Origin of the sequence: Nannocystis exedens, from assembly GCF_002343915.1 — a bacterium.
Classification (GTDB): domain Bacteria; phylum Myxococcota_A; class Polyangia; order Nannocystales; family Nannocystaceae; genus Nannocystis; species Nannocystis exedens.
This window is the reverse complement of record NZ_NETK01000001.1, coordinates 9,956,321-9,976,235: the sequence shown is the minus strand read 5'-3', so window position 1 is coordinate 9,976,235 and position 19,915 is coordinate 9,956,321. Positions and strand designations below refer to the sequence as shown.

The following is a 19,915-nucleotide window of genomic DNA, read 5'->3' as shown; positions in this document are numbered from 1 at the left end:
CCTCGGGCGATGCACGCCCGCGATCCCGAGCTCTCCGCCGCCGACCCCGAGATCTTCGCGCTGATCGAGCAGGAGGACGCGCGCCAGCGCGACAGCCTGCGCCTGATCGCCAGCGAGAATTACGTGTCCAAGGCGGTGCTCGCGGCCACCGGCAGCAGCCTCACCAACAAGTACGCCGAGGGTTATCCGGGCAAGCGGTACTACGAGGGCATGGACTTCGTCGACCCGATCGAGTCGCTCGCCGTCGCCCGCGCGCGCGAGCTGTTCGGGGCCGACCACGCCAACGTCCAGCCCTACAGCGGCTCGCCGGCCAACCTGGCCGCGCTGCTGGCCCTGTGCCAGACCGGCGACACCATCATGGGGCTGGCCCTCCCCGCGGGCGGTCACCTCACCCACGGCTGGAAGGTCAGCGCCACCGGCATCTACTACAAGGCCGTCCAGTACGGCGTCCGCCGCGACGACCACCGCATCGACATGGACGAGGTCCGCAGCCTCGCGCTCGCCAACCGGCCCAAGCTGATCTGGGTCGGTCACTCGGCCTACCCGCGCCAGCTCGACTTCGCCGGCTTCGCCGCGATCGCGCGCGAGGTCGGGGCCTACCTCGCGGCCGACATCGCGCACATCGCCGGCCTCGTCGCCGGCGGCGCGCACCCGAGCCCGGTGCCGCACGCCGACGTGATCACCACCACCACGCACAAGACGCTCCGCGGCCCGCGCGGCGGCCTGATCCTCAGCAAGGCCGAGCACGCCGCCGCGATCGACAAGGCCGTGTTCCCCGGCCTGCAGGGCGGCCCGCACTGCCACACCACCGCCGCCAAGGCCGTCGCCTTCCGCGAGGCGCTGCAGCCGAGCTTCCGCGACTACGCCCATCAGATCGTCGCCAACGCCCGCGGCCTCGCGGAGGCCCTGCTCGCGCGCGGCCACGCGCTCGTGTCCGGCGGCACCGACAACCACCTGCTGCTCCTCGATCTCACGCCCACCGGCCAGGGCGGCCGCCACGTCGCCCGGGTGCTCAACCGCTGCGGCATCGAGCTCAACGCCAACGCCATCCCGTTCGACCCGCGCAAGCCGTTCGACCCCTCGGGCCTGCGGATCGGCCTGGCCGCGATCACCTCGCGCGGCGTCCAGACCCACCACATGCCGGCGGTCGCCGACCTGATCGCCGACGCCATCGCCCTCGCCATCGAGAACGCCGACGACGCCCGCTGCGAGGCCCACCGCGGCCGCGTGCGCGAGTTCCTGCGCGCCTTCCCGGCCCCCGGCCTCTGATCCGCAGCAGAGCCGCCGCGCCCGCCCTCGCCGTCATGCAAGCCTACCCGATCACCGCCATGGCCTTGTGCAACGGCATGGGCGACAGCACCGCCGCCGTGCTCGCCGCCTTGCGTGCCGGTCGCTCCGGCCTCGGCCCGTGCCCGGCCGAGTTCGAGCTCGACGCGGTCGTCGGCGCCATCCCGACCCCGCTGCCGCCGCTGCCGGGCTTCCTCGGCCCCGTCCGCGACACCCGGCAGGCGCGGATCGCCGCCGTCGCGCTCGCCGAGCTGCAGGCCCCGCTGGACCGCGCGCGCGCCCGCTGGGGTGCGGACCGCGTCGCCGTCGTCCTCGGCACCAGCACCGGCGGCATCGAGGCCAGCGAGACCGCCTACGCCCACGCTCAGGCCCACGGCGGCGCCCTCCCGGCCGGCTACGACGTCGAGCTCTCGCACGCCCTCGACGCCGTCCTCCACCTCGCGCGCGTCCTCGGCGGCGGCCTCGGCGGCCCGGCCTACGTCGTCTCGACCGCCTGCTCCTCCTCCGCCAAGGTGTTCGCCTCGGCCCAGCGGCTGCTCGCCGCCGGCCTGTGCGACGCGGTCCTCGTCGGCGGCGTCGACAGCCTGTGCCGCCTCACCGTGCGCGGCTTCGCCGGCCTCGAGGTCCTGTCCTCGCGGCCATGTCGCCCCTTCTCGAGCGAGCGGGCCGGCATCAACATCGGCGAGGGCGCCGCGCTGCTCCTGGTCGAACGGACAGGTGACGGCCCGGCCCGCCTGCTCGGCGTCGGCGAGAGCTCCGACGCCTACCACATGACGAGCCCGCACCCCGAAGGCCTCGGCGCGCGCCTGGCGATGGAGCGCGCGCTGCGGGCCGCCGGCCTCTTCGCCGCCGACGTCGACCACGTCAACGCCCACGGCACCGGCACCAAGCAGAACGACAGCATGGAGAGCGCCGCGATCCGGGCCGTGTTCGCCGGCGCCCCCGCGCCCGCCGTGGTCGCCACCAAGGGCTACACCGGCCACATGCTCGGGGCCGCCGGCGCCACCGAGGTCGCCTTCGTCGTCGACGCCATCGCCGGCGGCTACCTGCCCGCCAGCGTCGGCGCCGACCCGCTCGACGAGACCCTCGCCGTCGACGTCGTCACCGCCCGCCGCGACGTCCCCACCCGCGCCGCGCTGAGCAACTCGTTCGCGTTCGGCGGCAGCAACTGCAGCGTCCTCGTCGGAGGCCCGGCATGAGCGCCTGCACTTCCAGACAGGGCCCGAGCGCCATGTCCCAAAATTCATCCTCCCGGACCCCCGCGGCCTGCGCCGGTCACCGCCCGCCCGCGCACGGCTCCGCCCCCGGAGGTCCGGCATGAGCGCGCTCGCCTTCACCGTCCGCGGCCTCGGCTTCTGGGCCCCCGGCTACCCCGACCTCGCCGCCTGGCGGGCCCGGCCCGACACCTGGCCCGAAGGACAGGCGCCGCCGACCGAGCCGGCCGCGCCGAAGGCCGAGCTGCTGCCGCCGATGATGCGCCGGCGCACCAGCCTGCTGACCCGCATGGCCGCCGAGGTCGCGTCGCAGGCCCTGCGCGACGGCGGCCTCGACCCGGCCGCGGCCACCCTCGTCTACGGCTCCGTCTACGGCGAGATCCGCACCACCCTCGACCTGCTCGCCGCCCTGCTCGTCGCCGGCGAGCCGCTGTCGCCGACCAAGTTCCACAACAGCGTCCACAACACCGCGGCCGGCTACGTCTCGATCGCCACCGGCAACCGGGCCGGCAACGCCGCCCTCTCGGCCGGCCGCTCGACCGTCGCCATGGGCCTCGTCGAGTGCGCCGCCCTGGTCGCCGCCGGCGAGGGCGACGTCGTGCTCGTGATCGCCGAGGAGCCGCTGCCCGAGCCGCTGGCCGCCGGCCGCCGCTGGGACCCGTTCGCCGCCGCCTTCGCCCTCTCGGCGCCTGTCTCGTGCGACATGCCCATTCGGACATGCCGCCTCGAACATGGCCCTGGCGACATGCTCACCGAGCCACGTCCGGTCCCGGCCGCGCTGGCCGCCAGCCCCTGCGCCGCCGCGCTCGCGCTGATCGACGCGCTGGCCGCCGGCGCCCCGGCGCGCGTCGCCCTCGAGCCGCACCTCGCGGTCGGCTGGCAGTGCACGCTCGGAGCCGGGGCATGACCGCCTTCCCGCCGGTGGCCGAGTTGGTCCCGCAGCGCCCGCCGATGCTGCTGCTCGACGAGGTCGTGGCGGCCGACGACGACGGCATCACCTGCGCCGCCGTCGTCCGGCCCGACAACCTGTTCCTCGCCGGCGGCCGGGTCCACGCCTCGGTCCTGCTCGAGTACATGGCCCAGGCGATCGCCGCGTTCGCCGGCCTGCGCGCGCGCGTCGACCATCAGCCGCCCGCGCTCGGCCTGATCGCCGCCTGCCGCAACCTCGAGCTGCACGCCGAGCACCTCGCCGTCGGCGACCCGCTGCAGATCGTCGCCACCCGCGTGTTCGCCGGCGCCATGGCCGAGTACCGGGCCGCCGTCACCCGCCACGGCCAGCCGCTGGCCGAGGCCGTCCTCTCCGTCGTCCCCACCGCCCCCGTCCGCACCCCCGCAGGGAGCCCCGCATGAAGCCACGCGCGCTCGTCACCGGCGCCAGTCGAGGGATCGGCGCCGCGATCGCCGAGGCCCTCGCGGCCGCCGGTCACCCGATCGTCCTCAACTACCGCAGCGACGACGCCGCCGCCGAGGCCGTCGCCGCCCGGATCCGCGCCGCCGGCGGCGAGGTCGTCCTCAGCCGCTTCGACGTCGGCGACGACGCGGCCGCCGACGCGGCGATGACCGCGATCCTCGCCGACCCGCGGCCGCTCGGCGTCGTCGTCAACAACGCCGGCATCGCCCGCGACGCCCCGTTCCCCGCGCTCGAGCGGGCCGACTGGGAGGCTGTCCTTCGGACCACCCTCGGCGGCTTCTACAACGTCACCCGCCCGGTGATCATGCCGATGGTGCGGCGCAAGTGGGGCCGGATCATCACCATGAGTTCCGTCTCGGCGCAGCTCGGCAACCGCGGCCAGGTCGCCTACGCCGCGGCCAAGGCCGGCGTCATCGGCGCCACCCGGTCGCTGGCGCTCGAGCTCGCCCGCAAGGGCGTCACCGTCAACGCCGTGGCCCCCGGCCTCGTCGACACCGACATGATCAAGGACGTCCCGCTCGACCACGTGATGCCGCGGATCCCCGCGCAGCGGCTCGGCACCGCCCCCGAGGTCGCCGCCCTGGTCGCCTTCCTCGCCAGCGACGCCGCCGCGTACATCACCGGTCAGGTGATCGGGGTCAACGGCGGCATGGTATGACCCGACCATGCACGACGTCCTGATCGTCGGGGCCGGCCCGGCCGGCTCGACCGCCGCCAACTTGCTCGCGCAGGCGGGCGTCCGGGCCGTCGCGCTCGACAAGGACGTGTTCCCGCGCTTCCACATCGGCGAGTCGCTGCTGCCGATCGACCTGCCGATCTTCGCCCGCCTCGGCGTCGCCATGGACCGCGAGAGCTGGCAGTTCAAGCAGGGCGCCGAGTTCATCGACGAGCGCACCGGCGAGTTCGCCTTCTTCAGCTTCGCCGACGGCCTCGAGGGCACGCCGCCGCACGCCTGGCAGGTCGACCGCGCCGCCTTCGACACCATGCTCTGCGACGTCGCCAGGAGCCGCGGCGCCGACATCCGCTTCGGCGAGCGCGTGCAGGACGTCGCCTTCGCCGACGATCACGTCCGCGTCGTCACCGACCGCGGCGAGCACCGGGCCCGCTACCTCCTCGACTGCACCGGCCAGGACGCCATGCTCGGCCGCGGCGGCCGCACGATCGCCCCGCTGCACGAGCTCGGGCGCGCCGCCGTCTTCTGCCACTTCGACGACCTCTCGCCCGAGGTCCGCGCCGAGCTCGGCGAGCAGGGCAACATCAAGGTCCTGATCGTCGAGGACGGCTGGCACTGGCTGATCCCGATGCACGGCGGACGGCTCAGCGTCGGCCTGGTCAAGTGGCGCGGCAAGCTCGACGACGACGCCTTCGAGGCCGCGCTGGCCGCCTCGCCGCTGTGTCGCCGGCTCACCGCCGGGGCCACCCGCAGCGCCTCGCGGACGATCCGCAACTGGAGCTACAAGAACACGCGCCCCTCCGGTCCGCGCTGGGCCTGCGTCGGCGACGCCTGCGCATTCCTCGATCCCGTGTTCTCCTCGGGCGTCTCGCTGGCGATGCTGGGCGCCGAGCGGACCGTCGACGTCCTCGTCCCCGCGCTCGCCGAGGGCCGCGAGGCCGCGGCCGATCTCATGGCCCCGGTCCACGCGACCATGCAGATCGCCTACGACAGCTTCGAACAGCTGATCCGCCGCTTTTACCACACGCGCCTGGTGTCGCACCTGTTCTTCGCCCGCACGCCCGACCCCCAGCTGCGTCGCGGCCTCATCAGCATGCTCGCCGGCGACGTCTGGCGCGACGACAACCCGTTCCAGGACATGCTGCGGAGCTCTCGCGTGCAGCCGCAACGGGTCACCGCCCCGAGCGAGTGACTGCAAGCTTTGTAAGCCAGATCGCAATTTAGTCAGAGCCTCCCGCCCCGGCTCCACCGAACTGCAGAGTCCGGTGCGGGGTGGTTGCCTGTGCAATGATTGCAATTTGCCCGCGCCCATTGTTCCCTCACTCGCGTCGGGAACGAGTCGCATGCACGAACGCATCCCTCCTCGGATCCGGGTCGGAGTCGACTGGCGCGCGGCGAGCGTCGGGACGGCGCTGCTGCTCGCCGGCTGTCTCGACCGCAACGGCGGGCAGATCGATCCGACCGCGGTCGAGCCCTCGACCGGCGCCGGCACCGACAGCAGCGGCTCGACCACCTTCCCCGGCATCATGACCACCACCGTCGACCCGCACCCGGGCGACAGTGACAGCGACGGCGGCTCCACCGGCGAGCCCGCGCCCCTGCCGTGCGGCAACGGCAAGATCGATCCGCCCGAGCAGTGCGACCAGGGCGAGGCCAACGGCGACGACCGCGAGTGCACCTCCGCCTGCCGCTGGAACATCTGCGGCGACGGCCTGGTCGAGGCCGGCGACGAGCTGTGCGACGACGGCAAGGCCAAGAACGGCACCTACGGCCACTGCGACAAGTACTGCGACAAGTTCGCCGAGCACTGCGGCGACGGCAAGGTGCAGACCGGCGACGGCGAGGTCTGTGACGACCCCGATCCGAAGTACGGCTGCCTCCCCGACTGCACGCAGGCCGCCTCGTGCCTTGCGATCAAGGCCGGCTGGGGCGACGCGGCCGAGACCGGCCTCTACTTCCTCCAGCGCGAGGGTAGAGGGCTGACCGTCTGGTGCGACATGGACGCCGACGGCGGCGGCTACACCTTCTTGAAATATGCCTCGGGCACCGTGGTCCCCGATCCGCCCGACAAGTTCATCCCCGAGGCTCTCACCGCTGCGCAGGCCGAGGCCAAGTGCGCCCACTGGGGCCTGCGCCTGTTCTCGCCGCGCAGCCAGGAGCACCTGCGGGCCGCGATCACCGCCGCCAGCGCGGCCGAGTTCGGCCCCGTCAGCGACAGCGGCGACTTCCCGCCGAACATCGCGGTCGACAGCGACGCCGCCGGCTACCTGTCGATCATGGGCATCTATCCCGTCACGCCGGGCCTCAGCTGCCAGGACAGGCCGCTCAACCACGAGGACTGCCCGCAGTGGGCCGCGAAGCCCCACCCGCTGACGCCCGACGTCGTCATGCCCTACTGGGTCAGCGACAAGATCTTCGCCGGCCAGCCCGGCACCAGCAACTGCGCCGGCTGCTCGCTCCTCTACGACTGGAACCTCGATGTCCAGCCGCCGGTCCTCACCGGCTACTTCGCCGTGCCGATGAACGGCAAGGGCGCCAGCAGCCCGCACTTCCTGTGCGAGATCGGCGACAAGCTCGGCCCGCCCGAGGGCTGACCCTGCGGACATGTCCGATCGACCAGCCTTCGCGCTGACCGGTCGATCGGCCTGAGCGCCGCGCGCGAGCCGTCGTCCGTCCCGCAGCGGAACCGCTATCCATGTCGCCGCGGGTGCGCCGGCGCGAGCGCACGAGGAGCGGAGAAGCTCGCGTCGAAGGACCGCTCCACGCCGTGGGCCTCGTGCGCCGCGTTGCGCCCCCGTTCACGCGAGGCGATGCGGCTCCCACCTCGCCATGCGCTCGCCCCTCGCGCTCGCGACCTGCCCGCGCCTGAGCCCCGCGCGAGCCGCTCGCCGGCTCAGCCGACCGCGAGCCTCTCGAGCAGCTCCACGACCTCGGCGAGCGGCAGCCCGACCACGTTGGTGTAGCTGCCCTCGATCTTGCGGACCAGCCCGGCCGCGGCGCCCTGGATCCCGTAGGCCCCGGCCTTGTCGCGCCACTCCTCCGTGTCGAGGTAGCGATCGATCTGCGCCGGCGTCAGCGGGCGGAACCACACCGTCGTCGTCACCGCGAACTCGTGCCAGCGGACCTCGGGCCCGCGGAGGTCGGCGATCGCCACCGCCGTCGTCGTGAAGTGTTCGCGGCCCGCCAGCCGCGTCAGCATCGCCGCCGCCTCGGCGCGGTCGGCCGCCTTGGCCAGCGGTTCGACCTGTCCTTCGAGCCAGACCGTCGTGTCGGCCGCCAGCACCACCGAACCTGGCCGCAAGGCCAGGTCGGCCTTGGCCCGCGCCACCCGCTCGACGTAAGCGGGCGGCGGCTCGCCGGGCAGCCAGGTCTCGTCGGCGTCGACCGGCGCGCGCGTGAACGCGATCCCGGCCGAGCGGAGCAGCTCGGACCGGCGCGGCGACGCCGAGGCGAGCACGAGGACGGGCCGGGACTGCGAGGCGGGCTCGGTCATGGCCGGCCTTTTGCCGGAAAGCGGCCGCCCGCGCAACCTCGCCGCGCCGCTCGCTCGCGGGTGCGACGAGGCTCCGCTCGCCCCGGGATGGTTGCGCCCGGCGGGCCCGGCGGCCGCGCGTGCTACCATCTCGGCATGCGGCGCCCCTTCTGCCTCTCGAGCGTCTATCTCCTCGCGGTCCTCGCGCTGTCGGCCCCGTTCATCGCCGTCGACGCGCCCGACGCCGCCCGACCTGTCCCCGAGGACACCTGCGACGCCGGCGCCGTCGACCCCGAGCTGCTCGGCGTCTGGCACCGCTGGGACGCCCTCGCCGAGGGCGACCGCATGCGCTTCTACTTCTTCCACGAGGGCGGCTTCGGCCTCTACCGCTACGGCAAGGTCGGCCTCACCAACACCCACAGCTTCGACTACCGCGCCGAGGGTGGTCACCTCGAGCTCACCTTCCGCAAGACCGGCGAGCGGCGGCGCGTCCCCTACCGCATCGAGGAGCAGGGCGGTCGCACCTGGCTCGTCCTCGACGACGACCCGCGCGAGGTCGGCGGCGCCCGCTACTTCAAGGCCCCCGCGGCCGCCACCGGCGTCCCCTGCTTCGACCCGCCCGCGCAGCCCGGCCTCGCCGCGCCCGAGCTCACCGCCGCCGAGCGGATCGGCGGGCGCCTGTGGGGCGAGGAGGTCCGTTACGCCACCGGCGGCATGGGCTTCTCGATCTATCAATTGCAGCCGCAGGCGATCGACGGCCGCGGCGTCGGCTGGCACCACCGCGGCGACTACGACGAGTGGACCACCGAGACGCTGACCTACCGCCAGCGCGGCGATCGCCTGGCCCTGTCGTTCCCGCTGCGGCACGACGGCGTCGAGACCGCGATCGAGGTCCGCGGCAGCGGCGACGATCGCACCCTCCACCTCGCCGAAGATCCGCGCGACTTCTGGCGCGCCCACACCTACCGCGACATGGGCCCGACCTTCGCCGGCGCCGTCGCCCCGCTCGCCTGCTTGCCGCAGTAGCCCGGGCTCGTCGCCTCCGCCATGCCCCCGGCGCCGCCCTCACCGGTCCTTCGCACCTGTCTCTTCCACCAGGTCGCCGCCAACCTGCCGCGGCGCGCCGGTCACCTCCGCACCCGGGACGAGACCGCGTCGCCCCGCCCGCACTGCCTCCCCGGCGACCCCCTCGCCGCGTTCGCGCCGGTCGCCTCCGTGCCCCGGCGAGACCTCCTCGCCCCTCGGACGACTCCCCGCCGTCCGCAACCTGCCTCTTCGCACAGGTCCTTCAGAGCATGTCCTTGACGCCAGACGACATCGCCGCCAACCTCGCCGCCGTCCGCGCCCGGGTCGCCGCCGCCGTGGCCCGGCGCGGCCCCGGTCCCGTGCCGACCCTGATCGGCGTCGGCAAGAAGCAGCCGGCCGAGGCCGTGATCGCGGCCTGCCGGGCCGGCCTCGGCGACCTCGGCGAGAACTACGCCCAGGAGCTCGTGGCCAAGGCCGAGCTCGTGGCCGCGGCCGTCACCCCGCCGCGCTGGCACTTCATCGGCCCGCTGCAGACCAACAAGGTCCGCAAGGTCGTCAGCGTCGGCGCGCTGGTCCACACCGTCGATCGGCCGGCGCTCGTCGACGAGCTCGCCCGCGAGGTCGAGCGCCTGCGCGCGGGCCGGGGCGCCACCACCCCGCTCGAGGTGCTCGTCGAGGTCAACGTCGGCGACGAGGTGCAGAAGGCCGGCGTCTCCGCGGCCGACCTGCCGGCGCTGCTCGACCGGATCGCCACGCGCCCCGAGCTGCGCTGCGTCGGCCTCATGGCGATCCCGCCCGAGGGCGATCCGGAGCAGACCCGCCCGTACTTCGCCCGCCTGCGCGAGCTGCTGCGCCGTGAAGCCGCGATCGCGCGCCCCGGCGTCGACCTCGTCCACCTCTCCATGGGCATGAGCGCCGACTTCGAGGTCGCGATCGAAGAGGGCGCGACCATGGTCCGCGTCGGCACCGCCATCTTCGGCGCCCGGCCCCCGCGCGCCTGACCTCCGCGTCCCCGACCGGCACCTCGGCCAGCCGCCGCACGACGTTCGCGCCCACGCCCCCGCCGCACCCGGCGCGCCGCGATCGTTCAGCCCGACGAGCAGTGATTCGTGACGGCCTCGCTCGAGCCTCACCGCTCCGCCCGCGACCGTTCAGCCCGCCGCGCAGTCGGATTCGACCGCCTCGCTCGAGCCTCGCCCCCGCTCCGCCCTCCGCGACCGTTCAGCCCACCGCAACCATTTTACCGCCCGCCGTCGACCCTCGCCGCACCCGCTCCGCCATCGACGACCGTTCAGCCTGCCGGGCCGCGATCATCCAGCCCGCCGCCGCCGCGTCGCGTGATTCTTGCGACCGCGTCGGGAAGCTCGCGCCTCGCCGGCGATCGTGACCGAGGGCAAGCGGCGCGCCCGCGGGCAGGCGTGTCGCCGCGCGGCGCGGCGTGCTATCGCAGGCCCGTGCCCAAGGCACCCCTGCTCGCACCGCCCGGGCCCCCGACGATCTCGTTCCGCTGGGACGGCGCCCCCGTCGCCGCCTGCCCCGGCGACACCGTCGCCTCCGCGCTGATCGCCGCCGGCGAGCTCGCCACCAGCCGCAGCGCCAAGTACCGGCGGCTGCGCGGCCCCGCCTGCCTGCACGGCGGCTGCGGCACCTGCCTCGTGCGCATCGACGGCCGGCCCAACCAGCGGGCCTGCCTCACGCCTGTCCGCGAGGACATGTGCGTCGAGCCGCAGAACACCTACGGCGGCCTCGACCCGACCGCCCTCGTCGACCAGGTGTTCCGCCGCGGCATCGACCACCACCACCTCGTCGTCTACCCGCGGATCGCCAACCAGATGATGCAGGGCGTCGCCCGCGAGCTGGCCGGCTTCGGCGAGCTCCCCGACGCCCCGCCCGCGGACGTCGCCGGTCTCGTCGACCATGTCCCCGAGGTCCTGGTCATCGGGGCAGGTCGCTCCGGCCGCGCCCTCGCGGCCGCCCTCGCCGCCGCCGGCCACCCGCCGCTGGTCGTCGAGCGCCGCCCCGCCGCCGCCCTCGGCGGCGCCGACCTCCCGACCCGGCTCCTCGCCGGCGTCGGCGTGTTCGCCTGCTACCCGCAGGAGCGGCTGTGGGCGGCCGCCTCCGAGCAGCCGCCCGTGCTCCACCGCCTGCGCCCGCGCCACGTCGTCCTGGCCGTCGGCGCCCACGAGCCGACCATCCCGCTGGCCAACAACGACCTCCCCGGGGTCGTGTCCGCACGTGGCCTCGTGGACATGCTCGAACAGACAGGTCGAACGCTGAGCGCCCGCGTCGTCGTGATCGGCGAGGGCGCCCGGGCCGAGCTGCTGGCGAGCAGCCTCGCCGCCGAGCGGGTCCCGCCGGCGCGCGTGCGCAAGCTGATCGGCGCGCGCCGGGTCAAGGGCGTCCAGCTCGACGACGGCCGGACCCTCCGCTGCGACCTCGTCGCCCTCGCCCCCGACCCCGCCCCCGCGTTCGAGCTGGCCGCCCAGGCCGGCGCGCCGATCCACTTCACAGGCGCGGGCTTCGCCCCCGTCGTCGACGCCGACGGCCGGATCGCCGCCGGCCCGGCCGCCCACCCGCTCGAGGCCGAAGGCGCCCAGACGGCCCCGCCCCCGCCGTGGACCCTGTGGGCCGTCGGCGAGCTCGCCGGGGCCACCACCCCCGCCGAGATCCGCGGCACCGTCGACCGCTGCGCCGCCGCCCTCCTGCGCGCGCTCGCCGAGCCACCTGCCCCGAAGGACAGCCATGCCCGCGCCTGAGCCCCGCGCCCCGCGCCCTCCTGCGGTCCGCGACCTGTCCCCCGAGACAGCCACGACCGCCGCGCCGCTCGCCCCGGCGCTCCCGTCCCGGACGTCCGGGCCCGCCGGCGGCCGCGAGCACGCGACGCCCGAGCTCGCACACCTGTTCTTTCGGCCAGCCGACGACGACCTGTTTTTGCGGACATCTCATCGGCGCCGGTCTCCCGTATCGCCGCCGACCTCCCCTCTCCTGCCTCCGCGAGGCCTGCCATGACCGCGCGCACCTTCGTCTGTCGCTGCGAGGACGTCACGCTGACGGAGATCGAGCGGGCGATCGCCGCCGGTCTGTCCGACGTCGAGGAGATCAAGCGCTACACCGGCCTCGGCACCGGGCCGTGCCAGGGCAAGGAGTGCCTGTCGGCGCTCGGGCGGCTGCTCGTCGCCCGCAACCTGATCGCGCCGGCCGCCCTGCGTCCGTTCACCGCCCGCCCGCCGGTCGAGCCGGTGACCTTCGGCGCCCTCGCGGCCGGCGCGACCGACCTCCCGGAGGATCCGTCGCCATGACCGTCGCCATGGGCCGCGCCGACACCCCGCTGCCGGCCGACGTCGACGTCGCCGTGATCGGCGGCGGCATCATGGGCCTGGGGCTCGCCTACCACCTCGCTCAGCTGTCGCGCGGCAAGTCGCCGCTGTCGGTCGCCGTCATCGAGCGCAGCTACCTCGTCAGCGGCGCCTCGGGCCGCAACGGCGGCGGCGTGCGCATGCAGTGGGGCGACGCCGGCAACGTCCGCCTGATGATGGAGAGCATCGAGCTGTGCAAGGACCTCGCGCAGCAGCTCGGCATCAACTTGTGGTTCCGCCAGGGCGGCTACCTGTTCCTCGCCCGCAGCGAGGCCGGCGAGCGCCGGCTCGAGCGCAACGTCCAGCTCCACGGCGAGGTCGGGGCGCCGACCCGCCTGCTCACCGCCGCCGAGGCGCAGGCGATCGTCCCGCAGCTCGACGTCGCCGAGGTCCGGCTCGCCACCTTCAACCCCGAAGACGGCGTCGTCTTTCCGTGGGCCTTCGTGTGGGGCTACGCCGCCAAGGCCGTCGAGCGCGGCGTCGTCCTGCGCACGCACACCAGCGTCGTCCGTGTCGAGCCGCTGGCCCAGGGCTACGCGCTGCACCTCCACACCGGCGAGGTCGTGCGGGCGCGCCGGGTCGTCAACGCGACCGGCGCGTGGTCCGGCGCGCTCAACCGCCAGCTCGGCATCGACCTGCCCAACCGCCCGCACCGCCACGAGATCCTCTCGAGCGAGCCGCTCAAGCCGTTCCTCGATCCTCTGGTCGTCGACCTCTCGACCGGCCTCTACTTCTCTCAGAGCACCCGCGGCGAGCTCGTCACCGGCATCAGCCTGCCCGACGCGCCTGACGGCAGCGACGAGAGCCTCACCCTCCACTCGAGCCTCCGCTTCCTCACCCACCTCAGCGCCACGCTCACCCGCCTGATGCCGATCACCGCGGCGATGAAGGTCCTGCGCCAGTGGGTCGGCCCCTACGACGTCTCGCCCGACGGCGACGCGATCGTCGGTCCCAGCCCCGGCCACCCCGACTTCATCCAGGTGTGCGGCTTCACCGGGCACGGCTTCATGATGGCGCCCGCGGTGGGCCGGCTGCTCGCGCGCTGGCTGGCCCTCGGCGAGGCCCACCCGATGCTGGCGCGCTGGTCCCCGGATCGCTTCGCCGCCGGGGGTGTGGCCCGCCGCGAGGACATGATCATCGGCTAAGTCGCCGGGATCGGCCCCGCAAATAAACCCGTGCGCCTCGCCATGAACCGGCGGCCACGCGCGAATTCGGCGGCGCCGCCTCACGCGCCATGCGCCATGTGGGCCCGGGTCGCCCCCGCCAGGGTCGCCGTCGCAACCCGCCTCCGGGCGCTCCGCCGCGGCTTACGGCCGATTGGCGGCGAAAAACCCCGGCGATTCCCGACTCCCCGGCAGCCGCCCAGCGCCTCGGGAACCGGGTCGCGACCGCCTGGTGCGCGTGCCCCTTCGCGGCCGGACTGAGATATCATCTCCGTCCGACCTCCGAGGTGCCATGGGCCCGTGCTTGCCAGCCGAATTTGTTCTGCCCTATCATCGGCGAAACATGCAGCCAGCGAAGGATAGCGCCCCATGGAAGTGACTTTCTGGGGCACCCGGGGCAGCATTCCAGTTTCCGGCCCGAAGTACGCGGAGTTCGGCGGCAACACGCCCTGCCTTCAGATCGCGCTCGAGAGCACGACGGACACCGTCATTCTCGACTCGGGCTCGGGCATCCGCGAGCTCGGCATCCGGCTCGTGCAGACTCGAGCCGCGCACTCGCGGGTCATCCACCTGTTTTTGACCCATGCCCACTGGGATCACATCCAGGGCTTCCCGTTCTTTCCGCCGGCCTTCATGCCGGACTTCCGCCTCCACATCTACTGCACGAAGGACGCTCGGACGATCCTCGACCGGCAGATGTCGACGCCGTTCTTCCCCGTCGGCCTCGACGTGATGGGCTCGACCAAGCTCTTCCATCACCTGCTCCCGCAAGAGGTCACGACCATCGCCGAGGCCACGCTGCGGCACATCCCGCTGCCGCACCCGCAGGAGAGCACCGCCTTCCGCGTCGACGAGCGCGGCAAGTCGGTCGTGTTCGCCACCGACACCGAGCACGCCCCGGACCACATCAACGAGACCCTGCGTGACCTGGCCGAAGGGGCAGACGTCCTGATCTACGACGCCCAGTACACCTCCGAGGAGTACAGCGCCGGCAAGCAGGGCTGGGGCCACAGCACCTTCGCCGAGGCCGTCAAGCTGGCCCGCGCCGCCCACGTCGGCAAGCTCGTCCTCTACAGCCACGACCCGACCCACGACGACGAGATGCTGCGCAAGATCGAGGCGGCCGCGCAGGAGCACTTCCCCAGCACCGTCGCCGCCCGCGACGGCATGAAGCTGACGCTCTGACCGTCCCTCCTGGCCGTCAGGACATGTCCTCGCGGCCAGTCGGGCCTCCGCGCCTCGCCGCGTCGCGTCGCCCAGCCGGCCCGGTCCTCGCCGGGGTCGCGGGCGACATCGGCGTTCCGGCCGCCCGCGGGCTCCCGCTGCGACGCGGCGCTGTGCCGGGTCCACTCGCGGCCGTGACTCGCGGGCCCGTCGCATGCGCCCTCGCTGCGCGCGATAAGCTCGCCGCATGTCGCAACACGAGATCGAGGACACCGTCGCCGATTCGGTCCGGCTCCTCCACGAGCACCACCGCGGCGACGATCACCGCGACCTGTTCGCCGCGCTCTACGCCTTCCAGGCCGAATTCGACTGCGGCTTCACCCACGGGCGGGTGCTCGAGATCCTGCTCGAGCGGCGCTTCACCTATCGCCTGCCGATCGACGTCCACCCGCTGTTCGCCGCGAACCGGCGCGCCTTCAAGGGCGCGCCGCCCGAGGAGTGGCGCTTCGTGGACACCGAGGTCCTCTGCCGCGAGCCGCCCGACGATCGGCCCCTCGTCGGCCACGAGAACGGTTACCTCCTCGAAGGCGCGCTGTACTGCGACGTCGGCACGCCGCTGTGGCACGAGCTCGTCGCGGCCGGGACGCTGAAGGGCGCCGACGCCGAGCCCCCGCGACCGCCGCGGATCGGCGCGGTCGCGCTGCACGTGGCGCGCGCGGCCGAGAAGGTCGGCGACCGCGAGCTGATCGCGATGTGGCTCAGCTTCGGCCCCCGGACGCTGTTCCCGCGCACCCGTCGGGTGCGCAAGGGCGAGGTCCTGGCCACGAACCCGTTCACCGGCGAGCCGATCGTCGCCGAGGAAGACCGCGACCTCCCCGTCGAGCCCACCGCCGCCGAGCTCGCCGCCGACCCCGACGCCGTCGCCCTGCGCGACCTGGCCCGCCGCCTCGACGCCAAGAGCGAGCTGGTCCACTACGACTGGCGCCCGCCGCGCGAGCTGTGGTCGGAAGCCGAGGCCTGGCTGTGGGACTGACGCCGCTGGGCCTGCCCGCAGACATGTCTCCAAGGACATGCTGCCGAGGACATGCCCCGAAGGGCACACGCTCACGCCACCAGGCGCCCGACCGCGTGCGTCCCCTCGGCCCGCTCGACCTCGACCGCCCCCGATCGGCCGAGCAGCGCGTCGTCGCCGGCCGCCAGCACCGTCAGCCCGTTGCCGGCGCGACCGACCAGCAGCCCCGTCCGCCGGTGGCGCGTCCGATGGATCACCACCGGCAGCGTGCGCCCAATTTGCGCCGCCGCGAACGCCCGCTGCTTCGCGGCCGACAGAGCCCGCAACGCCGCGCCGCGCCGCTGCTTGACCTCCGCGTCGACCTGCCCCGAAAGACTGGCGGCGTCGGTGCCCGCGCGCGGCGAGTAGGCGAACACGTGCAGGTACGCCAGCGGCAGCGCGGCCAGCAGCGCGTGCGTGGCCGCGAACGCCTCGTCCGACTCGCCGGGGAAGCCGACGATCACGTCGGTGCCGACGCCGATCCCCGGCACCGCCTCGGCCAGGCGAGGCACCAGCGCCCGCAGGTCGGCGGTCGTGTGCGCCCGACGCATGCGCCGCAGCGTGTCGTCGTCGCCGCTCTGCACCGGCAAGTGGAGGTACGGGCACAGCCGCGGGTCGCTCGCCAGCAGCGTCACCAGGCGCTCGTCGACCTCGTGCGGATCGACCGAGCCGAGGCGCAGGCGCGCCGGCCCGAGCAGCGGCAGCAGCTCCGCCACCAGCGCCGACAGCGAGCTGCGCGGCCGCAGGTCGCGGCCGTAGATCCCGAGGTGCACCCCGGTGAGCACGACCTCCGGCACCCCGGCGACGACCAGCTCCTGCAGCTGCGCTCGCACCTCCGGCGGCGGCACGCTCGCGCTGCGCCCGCGGACCTGCGGCACCACGCAGAAGCTGCAGCGGTAGTCGCAGCCGTCCTGGATCTTCAAGTACGCCCGGCTGCGCCGCGGATCGGCGGCGGGGCGCAGCCGGGCCACGCGGACGCGCCGCAGCAGGTCGACCGGGGCGACGTGGATCTCCGGGACATGCCCTTCCGAACATGTCTCTCCGAGCATGTCGAACAGCCGCTCCTTCTCGCGGTTGCCGACCACCAGCGCCACCCCGGGCAGCGCCGCCGCCTCCGCCGGGGCCGCGGTCGCCCAGCAGCCGGTGACCACCACCCTGGCCCCGGCGCGCGCCGCCCGGCGCACGTGCTGGCGCGCGTCGGCGTCGGCCTCGTGGGTGATCGTGCAGGTGTTGACGACCACGACCTCGGGCGCGGCCTCGGCGTCGACCACCGTGTGGCCGGCCGCGCGGGCCATCTGCTCGAGGGCGTCGGACTCGAACTGGTTGAGGCGACAGCCGAGCGTGCTGAACGCGACGCGCATCAGAGCGGCACGACGATCGTGAACTCTTGCGGCGACTTGCGGGTGTTGACGAACCGGACCTTGGTCTTGAAGGCCCGCGCCAGGCACTTCGCCTCGGCGCTCGAGTCGTCGGACGTCGCCTCGGTCACGCGCCCCTTGGGGCCGTCGACCTTGAGCCGCAGCTTGTAGGTCTTGCCCTTCGGGGTGCTGATCGTCCGACAGGTCTCGAACTCGGCGCGGTAGCTCTTCAGCGCCTGCGACCGCTCCATCGGCCCCAGCACCTCGGGCCAGTTGGCCGCCTCCTCGCCCTTCGGCGCGGCCGGCTCGGTCTTCTTGACCGTGGTCGTCTTCTTGGGCTCGACCGCCTTCTTGGCGTGGTCCTTCTTCGCCTCGTCGTCGACCGCAAGCGGCTCGTCGTCGGGCTTCTTCGGCTCCGGCGTCGGCTCGGTCTTCGCCTCGGGCGGCGGCTCGGTCTTCGCCTCGGGCGGCGTCTCGACCGGCTTCGGCGCCTCGGGCGCACCGGCCGTGACCGCCGCGGCCTCGCTCGGCTTGTCGACCGGCTGCGGCTTCGGATCGTCGCTGCGGCTCAGCGCGCACACCAGGCCGACCACCAGCACCAGCACCGCCGCGCCCAGGCCGATCACCAGGCGCGTCAACATCTGCGCGTCCATCGTCCCGCCGCGCCACGGCAGCGACAGCGACGTCGGCCGCAGCCCCGACGCGCTGCTGTTGAGTCCTTGCGTCAGCAAGGAATCGTCCGGCGTCACCGGGTTGGGCACGGCCACGCCCGCCGGCATGCTGACGCCGACGGCCAGGCGCGCCGCCTGGGCCGCCGCCTCGAGGTTGGTCGTGGTCCGCCCGGCGTCCCCGGCGGTCCCGCGCGGCGTCGCGACGATGGCCTCGATCAGCTCGCCCATCGTCTGGTAACGCTGCGTCTTGTCCTTCTCCATCGCCTTCAGGATGACCGCCTCGACCTCGACCGGGATGTCGGCCTCGGGCGCCAGCTGCCGCGGGGGCACCGGCTTGGCGTTCACCTGCTGCGACAGCACCCCGTACATCGTCTTGTCGGTGAACGGGAGGTTGCCGGTGAGCAGCTGATAGAGGATGCAGCCGACCGCGTAGATGTCCATGCGCTGGTCGGCCGGGTCGCCGTGGATCTGCTCCGGCGCCATGTACTCGGGCGTGCCGATCAGCGCCCCGACCTGCGTCAGCGGGTTCGTGCCGCCGTCGCGGTTCTCCTCGAGGAACTTGGCGATCCCGAAGTCGAGCACCTTGACGAAGTCGCGGATCCCGTTGCGCTGGATCAGGAAGCAGTTCTCCGGCTTCATGTCCCGGTGGACGATCCCGTGGTTGTGAGCCGCCTGCAGCGCGCGACAGATCTGCAGCATCACCCGGCGGGCCCGGCCCCACGGCATCGGCCCCTTCTTGAGGACCTTGCCGAGGTCCTCGCCCTGCAGGTGCTCCATGGCGAAGAACACCTGGCCGTTGGGCATCGCCCCGAAGTCGGTGATGTCGATGACGTTCTCGTGGCCGATCGTCGACGCCGCCCGCGCCTCGCGGAGGAACCGCTTCACCTGATCGGGGCGGTTGGTGTAGGCCGGGTTCAGGACCTTGACGGCCACCTTCTTGCCGAGCGCCACGTGCTCGGCGAGGTAGACCTTGCCCATCCCGCCCTTGCCGATGAGGTCGAGGATCCGGTAGCGGTCGGCCAGCACCTGGCCGAACAGCGCGTCGCGCTTGGCCGCCGTCGCCTTGGCCTTGAGGCTCTTGGCCGCCGTGCGCTCGACGGTGTCCTCCTCTTCGCCCTGGGGCTCGCCGTCCACGCTGGTCGGCTGCCCGTCGAGCTCCACCTCGCCGGACGCCCGTCCGAGGTCGATCGAGAAGTGGGCCGCCGAGACCTGGCCCTCGAGCGCTGCCTCATACTCCTCCGCGAGGTCGTCGTCGGCGGCGGTCTCGCTCGCGACCACGGGCGTCGGCGGGAGCGAGTCCGGAGGATCCACGATGACCGCGGTCAACCGCGGCCCCGATCGATCCTCGCCAGCCTGGCCGGAGTCGCGGCTCCCTTCGTTCGTCGCCATCGCGCTCATTGGACGCTAGCACGGCCGCCGCGGGCGGAAAAGCTGGCGCTGACCCCGGAGCCGGGCCTCCTCGGCCGTCAGCGCCCGCCATTGCCCCGGCGCGAGGCCGTCGAGGGTCCAGGGTCCGATCGCCCAGCGGACCAGACGCAGCGTCGGCAGCCCGACCGCGGCCGTCATCCGCCGCACCTGGCGGTTTCGGCCCTCGCGCAGGACGAGCTCCAACCAGCAGGTCGGGATCGCCAGGCGCGTGCGAATCGGCGGCGTTCGCTCCCACAGCGGCGGCGGGTCGATGAGCCTCACCTCGGCGGGTGCGGTCGGGCCGTCTCGGAGGACCACACCGGCCCGAAGGCGCTCCAGCGCCGCTTCCTCGGCCGTCCCCTCGACCTGCACCCAATACGTCTTCGGCAGCTTGTGACGCGGATCGCTGAGCTGGTGCTGCAGAGCCCCATCGTCGGTCAGCACCACCAGGCCCTCGCTGTCGAAGTCGAGGCGACCGGCGGCGTACACGCCGGGGACGTCGATGAAATTCGCCAGGGTCGGCCGGCCCTCGCGGTCGGTGAATTGCGTCAGCACCCCGTAGGGCTTGTTGAACAGGAGCACCTGCGCCACGCCGGGCAAGTTTGGCCGCCCTCGTCGCGCGCGGGGGCGCGTCGCCGACGATTGCATCCTCACGAACCGCG

The 19,915-nt window shown here is 73.7% G+C and carries 18 protein-coding genes; 14 read left to right on the top strand and 4 right to left on the bottom strand.

Annotated features, from left to right (window positions below; genetic code table 11):
• Nucleotides 1-9: 9 nt before the first annotated feature.
• The 7 genes from NAEX_RS38840 to NAEX_RS38810 all read left to right on the top strand — a co-directional run bounded on the left by NAEX_RS38840 (nucleotide 10) and on the right by NAEX_RS38810 (nucleotide 7,179).
• Nucleotides 10-1,269, top strand: a complete 1,260-nt coding sequence (locus NAEX_RS38840) for a serine hydroxymethyltransferase (protein WP_096332512.1) — start codon at nucleotides 10-12, stop codon at nucleotides 1,267-1,269.
• Nucleotides 1,270-1,304: 35 nt separating this feature from the next.
• Nucleotides 1,305-2,486 carry a beta-ketoacyl-ACP synthase gene (locus NAEX_RS38835; RefSeq protein ID WP_096332511.1) on the top strand — a complete coding sequence of 394 codons (1,182 nt, stop codon included), beginning with the start codon at nucleotides 1,305-1,307 and terminating at the stop codon, nucleotides 2,484-2,486.
• A gap of 118 nt (nucleotides 2,487-2,604) precedes the next feature.
• Nucleotides 2,605-3,408, top strand: coding sequence for a beta-ketoacyl synthase chain length factor (locus NAEX_RS38830; RefSeq protein WP_096332510.1), 804 nt, complete (start codon nucleotides 2,605-2,607; stop codon nucleotides 3,406-3,408).
• Nucleotides 3,405-3,851 (top strand): hotdog family protein, encoded by a 447-nt coding sequence (locus NAEX_RS38825; protein WP_096332509.1) that lies wholly within the window; start codon nucleotides 3,405-3,407, stop codon nucleotides 3,849-3,851. The genes NAEX_RS38830 and NAEX_RS38825 overlap by 4 nt, the downstream gene beginning before the upstream one ends.
• Nucleotides 3,848-4,570, top strand: coding sequence for a 3-oxoacyl-ACP reductase FabG (fabG, locus tag NAEX_RS38820; RefSeq protein ID WP_096332508.1), 723 nt, complete (start codon nucleotides 3,848-3,850; stop codon nucleotides 4,568-4,570). The genes NAEX_RS38825 and fabG overlap by 4 nt, the downstream gene beginning before the upstream one ends.
• A gap of 7 nt (nucleotides 4,571-4,577) precedes the next feature.
• Nucleotides 4,578-5,777, top strand: coding sequence for an NAD(P)/FAD-dependent oxidoreductase (locus NAEX_RS38815; RefSeq protein WP_096332507.1), 1,200 nt, complete (start codon nucleotides 4,578-4,580; stop codon nucleotides 5,775-5,777).
• 151 nt (nucleotides 5,778-5,928) lie between these two features.
• The gene (locus NAEX_RS38810) at nucleotides 5,929-7,179 is read left to right on the top strand and encodes a fibrinogen-like YCDxxxxGGGW domain-containing protein (RefSeq protein WP_096332506.1); all 1,251 of its coding nucleotides are present in this window, start codon (nucleotides 5,929-5,931) and stop codon (nucleotides 7,177-7,179) included.
• A 299-nt stretch (nucleotides 7,180-7,478) separates the two neighbouring features.
• Here NAEX_RS38810 and NAEX_RS38805 read toward each other — a convergent pair whose 3' ends face one another.
• Nucleotides 7,479-8,078 carry a Maf family protein gene (locus NAEX_RS38805; protein ID WP_096332505.1) on the bottom strand — a complete coding sequence of 200 codons (600 nt, stop codon included), beginning with the start codon at nucleotides 8,076-8,078 and terminating at the stop codon, nucleotides 7,479-7,481.
• Between the two features lie 135 nt (nucleotides 8,079-8,213).
• Between NAEX_RS38805 and NAEX_RS38800 the strand changes: the two genes are divergently transcribed.
• The 7 genes from NAEX_RS38800 to NAEX_RS38775 all read left to right on the top strand — a co-directional run bounded on the left by NAEX_RS38800 (nucleotide 8,214) and on the right by NAEX_RS38775 (nucleotide 15,799).
• On the top strand, nucleotides 8,214-9,083 hold the full coding sequence (locus tag NAEX_RS38800; protein ID WP_143141004.1) for a hypothetical protein: 870 nt from the start codon (nucleotides 8,214-8,216) through the stop codon (nucleotides 9,081-9,083).
• A 269-nt stretch (nucleotides 9,084-9,352) separates the two neighbouring features.
• Nucleotides 9,353-10,084: a YggS family pyridoxal phosphate-dependent enzyme gene (locus NAEX_RS38795; protein WP_096332503.1), complete on the top strand. Its 732-nt coding sequence runs from the start codon at nucleotides 9,353-9,355 to the stop codon at nucleotides 10,082-10,084.
• A 453-nt stretch (nucleotides 10,085-10,537) separates the two neighbouring features.
• Entirely contained in the window at nucleotides 10,538-11,839 is a 1,302-nt protein-coding gene (locus NAEX_RS38790) for a (2Fe-2S)-binding protein (RefSeq protein WP_170136378.1), read from the top strand.
• Nucleotides 11,840-12,088: 249 nt separating this feature from the next.
• Complete coding sequence (locus NAEX_RS53400; RefSeq protein ID WP_245913898.1) at nucleotides 12,089-12,382, top strand: (2Fe-2S)-binding protein; 294 nt, start codon at nucleotides 12,089-12,091, stop codon at nucleotides 12,380-12,382.
• A complete protein-coding gene (locus NAEX_RS38785; protein WP_245913897.1) occupies nucleotides 12,379-13,584 on the top strand; it encodes an NAD(P)/FAD-dependent oxidoreductase in 1,206 nt (401 codons plus the stop codon). The genes NAEX_RS53400 and NAEX_RS38785 overlap by 4 nt, the downstream gene beginning before the upstream one ends.
• A 387-nt stretch (nucleotides 13,585-13,971) precedes the next feature.
• Nucleotides 13,972-14,787: an MBL fold metallo-hydrolase gene (locus tag NAEX_RS38780; RefSeq protein WP_096332501.1), complete on the top strand. Its 816-nt coding sequence runs from the start codon at nucleotides 13,972-13,974 to the stop codon at nucleotides 14,785-14,787.
• A gap of 226 nt (nucleotides 14,788-15,013) precedes the next feature.
• On the top strand, nucleotides 15,014-15,799 hold the full coding sequence (locus NAEX_RS38775) for a hypothetical protein (RefSeq protein WP_096332500.1): 786 nt from the start codon (nucleotides 15,014-15,016) through the stop codon (nucleotides 15,797-15,799).
• Between the two features lie 71 nt (nucleotides 15,800-15,870).
• On the opposite strand, the gene mtaB is transcribed toward NAEX_RS38775, so the two are convergent.
• From mtaB to NAEX_RS38760, 3 genes are all read right to left on the bottom strand, one after another.
• Nucleotides 15,871-17,178, bottom strand: a complete 1,308-nt coding sequence (gene mtaB, locus NAEX_RS38770; RefSeq protein ID WP_096332499.1) for a tRNA (N(6)-L-threonylcarbamoyladenosine(37)-C(2))-methylthiotransferase MtaB — start codon at nucleotides 17,176-17,178, stop codon at nucleotides 15,871-15,873.
• Nucleotides 17,178-19,124 (bottom strand): serine/threonine-protein kinase, encoded by a 1,947-nt coding sequence (locus tag NAEX_RS38765; protein ID WP_143141005.1) that lies wholly within the window; start codon nucleotides 19,122-19,124, stop codon nucleotides 17,178-17,180. The genes mtaB and NAEX_RS38765 overlap by 1 nt, the downstream gene beginning before the upstream one ends.
• A 126-nt stretch (nucleotides 19,125-19,250) precedes the next feature.
• On the bottom strand, nucleotides 19,251-19,901 hold the full coding sequence (locus tag NAEX_RS38760; RefSeq protein ID WP_096332497.1) for a pseudouridine synthase: 651 nt from the start codon (nucleotides 19,899-19,901) through the stop codon (nucleotides 19,251-19,253).
• Nucleotides 19,902-19,915 lie beyond the last annotated feature (14 nt).

What these genes read in the sequence shown, in the direction of transcription:
- NAEX_RS38775 (WP_096332500.1), top strand. Translation starts at nt 15,014, where the DNA reads ATGTCGCAACACGAGATCGAGGACACCGTCGCCGATTCGGTCCGGCTC.
- NAEX_RS38780 (WP_096332501.1), top strand. Translation starts at nt 13,972, where the DNA reads ATGGAAGTGACTTTCTGGGGCACCCGGGGCAGCATTCCAGTTTCCGGC.
- mtaB (WP_096332499.1), bottom strand. Translation starts at nt 17,178, where the DNA reads ATGCGCGTCGCGTTCAGCACGCTCGGCTGTCGCCTCAACCAGTTCGAG.
- NAEX_RS38805 (WP_096332505.1), bottom strand. Translation starts at nt 8,078, where the DNA reads ATGACCGAGCCCGCCTCGCAGTCCCGGCCCGTCCTCGTGCTCGCCTCG.
- NAEX_RS38800 (WP_143141004.1), top strand. Translation starts at nt 8,214, where the DNA reads ATGCGGCGCCCCTTCTGCCTCTCGAGCGTCTATCTCCTCGCGGTCCTC.
- NAEX_RS38760 (WP_096332497.1), bottom strand. Translation starts at nt 19,901, where the DNA reads ATGCAATCGTCGGCGACGCGCCCCCGCGCGCGACGAGGGCGGCCAAAC.
- NAEX_RS38825 (WP_096332509.1), top strand. Translation starts at nt 3,405, where the DNA reads ATGACCGCCTTCCCGCCGGTGGCCGAGTTGGTCCCGCAGCGCCCGCCG.
- NAEX_RS38840 (WP_096332512.1), top strand. Translation starts at nt 10, where the DNA reads ATGCACGCCCGCGATCCCGAGCTCTCCGCCGCCGACCCCGAGATCTTC.
- fabG (WP_096332508.1), top strand. Translation starts at nt 3,848, where the DNA reads ATGAAGCCACGCGCGCTCGTCACCGGCGCCAGTCGAGGGATCGGCGCC.
- NAEX_RS38785 (WP_245913897.1), top strand. Translation starts at nt 12,379, where the DNA reads ATGACCGTCGCCATGGGCCGCGCCGACACCCCGCTGCCGGCCGACGTC.
- NAEX_RS38835 (WP_096332511.1), top strand. Translation starts at nt 1,305, where the DNA reads ATGCAAGCCTACCCGATCACCGCCATGGCCTTGTGCAACGGCATGGGC.
- NAEX_RS53400 (WP_245913898.1), top strand. Translation starts at nt 12,089, where the DNA reads ATGACCGCGCGCACCTTCGTCTGTCGCTGCGAGGACGTCACGCTGACG.
- NAEX_RS38830 (WP_096332510.1), top strand. Translation starts at nt 2,605, where the DNA reads ATGAGCGCGCTCGCCTTCACCGTCCGCGGCCTCGGCTTCTGGGCCCCC.
- NAEX_RS38815 (WP_096332507.1), top strand. Translation starts at nt 4,578, where the DNA reads ATGCACGACGTCCTGATCGTCGGGGCCGGCCCGGCCGGCTCGACCGCC.
- NAEX_RS38810 (WP_096332506.1), top strand. Translation starts at nt 5,929, where the DNA reads ATGCACGAACGCATCCCTCCTCGGATCCGGGTCGGAGTCGACTGGCGC.
- NAEX_RS38795 (WP_096332503.1), top strand. Translation starts at nt 9,353, where the DNA reads ATGTCCTTGACGCCAGACGACATCGCCGCCAACCTCGCCGCCGTCCGC.